This window comes from uncultured Thiocystis sp. (assembly GCF_903866365.1).
In the GTDB taxonomy this organism is placed as follows: Bacteria; Pseudomonadota; Gammaproteobacteria; order Chromatiales; family Chromatiaceae; genus Chromatium.
Genome location: NZ_CAIPNF010000003.1, coordinates 1 through 4323, shown reverse-complemented (window position 1 = coordinate 4323; position 4323 = coordinate 1). Strand labels below are relative to the sequence as shown.

General features: G+C 61.6%; 6 protein-coding genes. 2 read left to right on the top strand and 4 right to left on the bottom strand.

Annotated features, from left to right (window positions below; all coding sequences use genetic code 11):
- Positions 1-574: 574 nt before the first annotated feature.
- Positions 575-886 carry a BrnA antitoxin family protein gene (locus tag QZY07_RS00200; protein ID WP_295398816.1) on the bottom strand — a complete coding sequence of 104 codons (312 nt, stop codon included), beginning with the start codon at positions 884-886 and terminating at the stop codon, positions 575-577.
- A complete protein-coding gene (locus QZY07_RS00195) occupies positions 858-1139 on the bottom strand; it encodes a BrnT family toxin (RefSeq protein ID WP_295398814.1) in 282 nt (93 codons plus the stop codon). Before QZY07_RS00195 ends, QZY07_RS00200 begins: the two co-directional genes overlap by 29 nt.
- A 323-nt stretch (positions 1140-1462) precedes the next feature.
- Here QZY07_RS00195 and QZY07_RS00190 point away from each other — a divergent pair, with 323 nt between their 5' ends.
- Entirely contained in the window at positions 1463-2287 is an 825-nt protein-coding gene (locus QZY07_RS00190; RefSeq protein ID WP_295398812.1) for a BRO family protein, read from the top strand.
- A gap of 123 nt (positions 2288-2410) precedes the next feature.
- On the opposite strand, the gene QZY07_RS00185 is transcribed toward QZY07_RS00190, so the two are convergent.
- Together QZY07_RS00185 and QZY07_RS00180 are read right to left on the bottom strand one after the other, a co-directional pair.
- Positions 2411-2722, bottom strand: coding sequence for a helix-turn-helix domain-containing protein (locus tag QZY07_RS00185; protein ID WP_295398810.1), 312 nt, complete (start codon positions 2720-2722; stop codon positions 2411-2413).
- Positions 2694-3017, bottom strand: coding sequence for a transcriptional regulator (locus tag QZY07_RS00180; protein WP_295398808.1), 324 nt, complete (start codon positions 3015-3017; stop codon positions 2694-2696). The genes QZY07_RS00185 and QZY07_RS00180 overlap by 29 nt, the downstream gene beginning before the upstream one ends.
- 308 nt (positions 3018-3325) lie before the next feature.
- Between QZY07_RS00180 and QZY07_RS00175 the strand changes: the two genes are divergently transcribed.
- Positions 3326-4210, top strand: coding sequence for an ORF6N domain-containing protein (locus tag QZY07_RS00175; RefSeq protein WP_295398806.1), 885 nt, complete (start codon positions 3326-3328; stop codon positions 4208-4210).
- The last annotated feature ends 113 nt before the right edge of the window (positions 4211-4323 follow it).

Genomic DNA, 4323 nt, shown 5'->3' with positions numbered 1-4323 from the left:
TCCCGCAGACTTCTCTTCCGCCGGTTGCTTGAGCAACTCGTCGTGACAGATCCTGTCCCCGAGAGCCGACTCATCGATGGTCACCATTGGCAGCCCCACAAGATGTAGTTTGAGGCGGAGCTAACCGTCCACCCCCTTTCTCTAAAAACAACGAATTTCGTCCTTTTGGAATCGAGGTTCCTACGCGCGGTCTAACCGTCGTCAGCGAGTCCGGCTATCTGCTCCTGGTGAAATCGTTTCAGGACGATCTCGCGTGGCAAATCCAGCGCGAGTTGGTCAACGCCTACTTTCGTGTCGATCCGCCGCGCACCGTGGGCGACTACGCCGACACCCGCATTCCCTCCGAAAAACATCCCAAATCCAAGCCTAAGCGCATGAGTTTCCAACTGCGCGACAAACGCATCCTTGCCCGTGCAGCGGCCTCCCTGTTGCGGATGTCCGCCACCAGCAAGGCGCGCATGTTGGCCGAGATTGCCGAGAGCGAAGGGATTGCAGCGACGTTTCTCCCGTCCTATTCGAGCGGCGAGGCGCTCACCAAGTCGATGAGCGCCCTTCTGGTCTTGACGCCCCGCGCCTATGCCGCGTCGCGATGCGCGTCCACGTACTCCCGCAACGCTGCATCCAGGCGGGTCTGCCAGCCCTTCCCGGTGGCGCGGAAAAACGCCGTCACTTCCGGCGAGAGTCGGATCGTGACGCGCTCCTTGGTGGCCTCGGCTTTCGGGCGTCCAGCGGTGCGCCGCATCTCGGCGAGCGGGCGCAGTTCGGCCATCTCCGCGTCGGTCAGTTCATGGGTGTCTGGGTCCGCCGCGATGCCGGCACGGATGCGCTGGGTCTCTTTCTCGGTCGGAATGCGGTATTTACGACCGTTTCTGTCGGTGACGAACATAGTTCCTGACCTCTTTTGGTGTGGCTTCTCGCAGGCTGACGATGCGGTAGCGGTCGTCATCTTCGATGCAGATCACGCAATAGACGCGGCCCGCGATGGGGGCGAAGCATTGCAGGCGCAGCTCGCCGTAGGCTTCCCGGTCATCTTCGCGGCAGGCCATCCGATCCCATTCCAGATCCGCCGCCAACGCCAGCGACACGCCGTGATGGACGATGTTCAAGCGGTCCTTGGCGGGATCGAAGGCGATCTTCATGTTGAATATTGTATGCACAAGAATCAGGATACGCAAGGATTCTTGTGCATACGCTTGACCCAACGCGCCCGCCGCGCCTATGCTTCCCGCGTCGCCCCGCATGGGCGGCTCGGGTTTGACAGCCCGGAGCTTAGGCGCACCGCCGCGCCTTCATCCTCGCGGCTTTTTTGTGTGCGCAGCACGGCAGTTCCTATGGGACGGCTGTGTGTGGGGCATCCTCGGATGCGCCGGTTCCTAAGCCCGGTCTGTCAACCCGCATACAGTCTGCCCACCACGTTTGACAGCGTGGTTGGCGGTTCACAACCGCAGCTTAGGAGCTTGTCATGACCGACAACACCGCCCTCAGTGCGTCCGCACCCCTGTCCTTCTCGTTCGATCAATCCTTCAACGTCCGCGTCGTCATGCGCGATGGCGATCCTTGGTTCGTCGCAGCTGACGTGTGCGTGGCGCTCGGAATCGTCAACAACCGCGACGCGCTTGAGAAACTGGACGATGATGAAAGGGGTGTCGGTTTAACCGACACGACGGAAGGTGTAAAAAAAGTCGGCATTGTCAACGAGTCCGGCCTCTACACCCTGATTCTGCGTTGCCGAGACGCGACCAAACCGGGAACCGTCCCGCATCGCTTCCGCAAATGGGTCACGAGCGAGGTCATTCCAAGCATCCGCAAGACCGGCAGTTACGTCGTGCCCGGCCTCGCCGATGAGAAGTCCTATCCCTACGATCTGGAGTTCCAGGTGGCAGAAGTCGCCGCCCGGATGCTGCGGATGTCCGACACCAGCAAGATTCGGATGTTAACCGGCATCTGCGAGATCAAAGGCGTGTCAAGTGCTTTTCTGCCTGCGTCTGTGGACGAGACGCTGGTGCGTTCGCTCACCGCGCTGCTCAAGGAACACCGCAGTTCGCTTTCCGCCAAAACCGCCAACATCGCCCTGCTCGACATGGGCTTGCTGGTGGAGATGGAGCGCAAGGGCAGCAGGGCGACACCAAGCGGTTCAAGAGCCTGTCCGAGCGCGGGTTGCAGTACGGACGCAACGAGACCAGCCCGCAAAATCCGCGCGAGACACAACCGCTCTACTATGTTGACCGCTTCGCGACGTTACTGGCACGGATCGAACGGCAGGTGGCTGGCGGTTCGCTGTCCCTGACGAGTGCGCGGCTGTTGGTCGCCACGTCGGAGATCCACTGATGACCGACACGCCCAGCCCCGTCCTTATTTTCTCGACCGATCAGCAAGCCGTCACGTCCACGATCCTCGTGGCGCATGGGCGCTACCCCGCCAATTCGCGCAACACCTCGGGATGGCACTCGGCGACTTTGAAGAGGGTCTTCGCCGCCCCGGAAGGATGGCGTTTACCCTGTTCCCAGCCTTGTAAGGTACGCACCGACACCCCCAGCAGCGCGGCAAATTGGGATTGCGACAGCCCCGCTTGTTGGCGGGCGGCAATGGCGGGCGAATACACCACGGTACCCAGTCCAGCCTTCATCTGGCGGATGGATTCAAGGAGGTCTTCACCCAGGTTGCGCCCGTCCTCGAAGGCGTCCAGTTCGTCATCAGTGAGTGGTCGCGTGGTCGATGGCATGTCGGATCTCCAGCAGTTGGCTTGCGGACAGGTTGCCGCGTTCGGATTTGGCGTACAGAAGCAACAGGATCAACGCACCAGCATCAAGCTGTGTGTAGTAGATCACGCGCACTCCGGCAGACTTCCCGGATCCGGCGCGACTCCAACGCACCTTGCGCAAGCCCTCGGTGCCGGGGATCACATCGCCCGCCAGGGGAGACGCGGACAGGAAGGCCGCAAAGGTTCCGCGCTCCTCTTCGTGCCAGTAGCGCGGCCAGAGTTTGGAGAACAGCGGGGTTTCGATGATGCTGTACATGCCCGACAGTCTACGCCATTGAGGTATACGCGCAAGCCCCTTGACACCCGCGCCGTTTTCGGAGAGGCGGCTTGTGTCACCCCACATGGGCGGCTCGGGTTTGACAGCCCGGAGCTTAGGCGCACCGCCGCGCCTTCATCCTCGCGGCTTTTTTGTGTGCGCAGCACGGCAGTTCCTATGGGACGGCTGTGTGTGGGGCATCTTCGGATGCGCCGGTTCCTACTTCCGATCTGTCAACCCGCATACCGTCTGCCCGCCCCATTTGACCGTGGGGTCGGCGGTTCAAAACCGCCAAGTAGGAGCTTGTCATGACCGACAACACCGCCCTCAGTGCGTCCGTGACGGTCGAAACCCTCCCCGTCGTTGCCTTCCAGAATGTTCGCGTCCTGACCACGGATCTGCTCGCGCAACGCGACGGCACAGATCCGAAGAACATTCGGATGAACCACGCCAACAACGCCGACCGCTTCGAGCACGGCAAGCATTTCTTCAAGCTCGAAGGCGAGGCGCGGCGCGAGTTCAAGAAAAACACAAACCGCAAACCCGATCATGTCGGGTCTGTGGAATCTGACAGAGCCAATGACATTGGCGCTGCGGAAATCGCCCCGAACGTCAACGCCCTCACCCTCTGGACCGAACGCGGCGGCGACCGGCACGCCAAGATCCTCGACACCGACGCGGCGTGGGAGGTCTTCGAGAAGCTGGAGAACGCCTACTTCAACCCGCGCGAGGCGTCGTCGCCATCCTTCACGCGCGAACCGCCGACGCCGTCTCGTCGCGCGGTCACGCCAAACGCCCATGTTGCCGCGCTGAAACTCAGCCGAACCGCGATGACCGCCGCGCGCGCTTTCGGACTCAAGGGCAACCAAGCCGCCTTGAGCGCAGACCACGCCATTCGTGCCATGACTGGCGTGAGTCCGCTGGTCCTGATGGGCCAGACGCACCTTGCCGCCGACCCGCGCGGGCAGACCGACACGCCGACCGATCTCGGCAACATGCTGGTCAAACCGCTCTCCGCCGTGAAGACCAACCGCTTGCTCGAAGCGAAAGGCATGCAGGTTCACGACATCAAAGGCGACTGGACGCCGACCGACAAGGCCCAGGAGCACGGCGAATGGCTCGATACCAACAAACGCCACGGTGACGGCACACCGATCAAGCAACTCAAATGGTTCGCCTCTGTCCTTAGGTGATTTCCGAGTAACAGTTTACCCGTTTAGGCCGCATATCCCTCCAACAGACTGACATGATCGAGAATGCCCGTGCCCTGCGAAACCGAACCGACTGTCCTGACATTGCTCCCCTC

Bases quoted from the DNA above. Each gene is read 5' to 3' on its own strand.
- QZY07_RS00180 (WP_295398808.1), bottom strand. From the start codon at position 3,017: ATGTACAGCATCATCGAAACCCCGCTGTTCTCCAAACTCTGGCCGCGC.
- QZY07_RS00175 (WP_295398806.1), top strand. From the start codon at position 3,326: ATGACCGACAACACCGCCCTCAGTGCGTCCGTGACGGTCGAAACCCTC.
- QZY07_RS00185 (WP_295398810.1), bottom strand. From the start codon at position 2,722: ATGCCATCGACCACGCGACCACTCACTGATGACGAACTGGACGCCTTC.
- QZY07_RS00190 (WP_295398812.1), top strand. From the start codon at position 1,463: ATGACCGACAACACCGCCCTCAGTGCGTCCGCACCCCTGTCCTTCTCG.
- QZY07_RS00200 (WP_295398816.1), bottom strand. From the start codon at position 886: ATGTTCGTCACCGACAGAAACGGTCGTAAATACCGCATTCCGACCGAG.
- QZY07_RS00195 (WP_295398814.1), bottom strand. From the start codon at position 1,139: ATGAAGATCGCCTTCGATCCCGCCAAGGACCGCTTGAACATCGTCCAT.